The following is a 1160-nucleotide window of genomic DNA, read 5'->3' on the forward strand; positions in this document are numbered from 1 at the left end:
GCTCCCAGCCTCAAGAGCATCAGCCCGCAATTTCGAGGATCGGCTGTGAACGCGTGCTTCGTGTCCGACCTGGACGATCGAATCCTGAAGTGGCAACCCGCGCTCTGGCTTCACGGACACACGCACGACAGCTTTGACTATCGAATCGGTCGCACCCGCGTTGTCTGCAATGCCAGGGGTTACACCCGGCGGGATGACCCGATGGGCACGGGGCAACCCGAGAACCCGAAGTTCGATGAGCATCTGGTTATCGAGCTGGATGTCGCCCCGACCGCGACCGCGGATGAGCACGTGCAATGGCCTGAAACATAGGTTGTTTGGCAGCTTCACTGCCCACATCGGCAGTCCAGCGAGATCGAACCGATCTACCATTTTGTCTGGCGGCCGCAGGGCGGCCCGGATCTATCGGATCGGCCCGAAGTCGATCTCCGCGTGGGCATACAGGACCCACTGCGCCTCATTCATGCGTTAGGGAATGGAAATGGAATTTGCTGGCGAACAAGCACGCACGGGTGTCTACAAATCTGCGGCGGACTTGCTCGCCATGGCTTCCATCCGGCTCAACGGGACCGATCCCTGGGACATGAGGCTCATACGCGCCGACGTGCCGCAGCGAGCCTTGTCCAGCGGCAACCTGGGCCTCGGAGAGGCGTACATGGACGGGAGCTGGGAGTGCGATCGTCTGGATCAATTCTTTTGCCGGCTGCTCGAGTCCCGGCTCGCAGATCAGGTCAAGCCGCTGCGCCTCATCGGACATGTGGTCGCAGCCAAGTTGCTCAATCTGCAAAGTCAGCGGCGGGCGAAAGCGGTCGCGGAGGTTCACTATGACCTCGGCAACGACTTCTATGCCGCAATGCTCGACCCGCGCATGACGTACACGTGCGGCTATTGGGCGAGCGCCGGCAACCTCGCGCAAGCCCAGGAGGCGAAGCTCGATCTGATCTGCCGCAAGCTGAGACTGCGCCCTGGAATGCGGGTGCTCGACATCGGTTGTGGCTGGGGAAGCTTCATGTCATTCGCGGCCGAGAGATACGGCGTCGAGGCGGTCGGGGTCACGATATCCAAGGAGCAAGTTGAATGGGCGAGGCGGCGTTATCGACATCTCCCGCTGGAGTTCCGTCTTCAGGACTACCGTGAGGTCGATGAGCACTTCGATGCAG

At 61.2% G+C, this 1160-nt stretch carries 1 protein-coding gene and 1 pseudogene; both read left to right on the forward strand.

Annotated elements, in window-relative coordinates:
* Positions 1-312, forward strand: a pseudogene (locus AC1DTN_RS37240) (hypothetical protein); the annotation flags it as partial.
* Positions 313-481: 169 nt separating this feature from the next.
* Positions 482-1160: class I SAM-dependent methyltransferase (locus tag AC1DTN_RS37245; protein WP_477925100.1), on the forward strand; the 679-nt coding region annotated here is incomplete at its 3' end.

It is taken from the genome of Rhizobium sp. 01T444, from assembly GCF_056398305.1.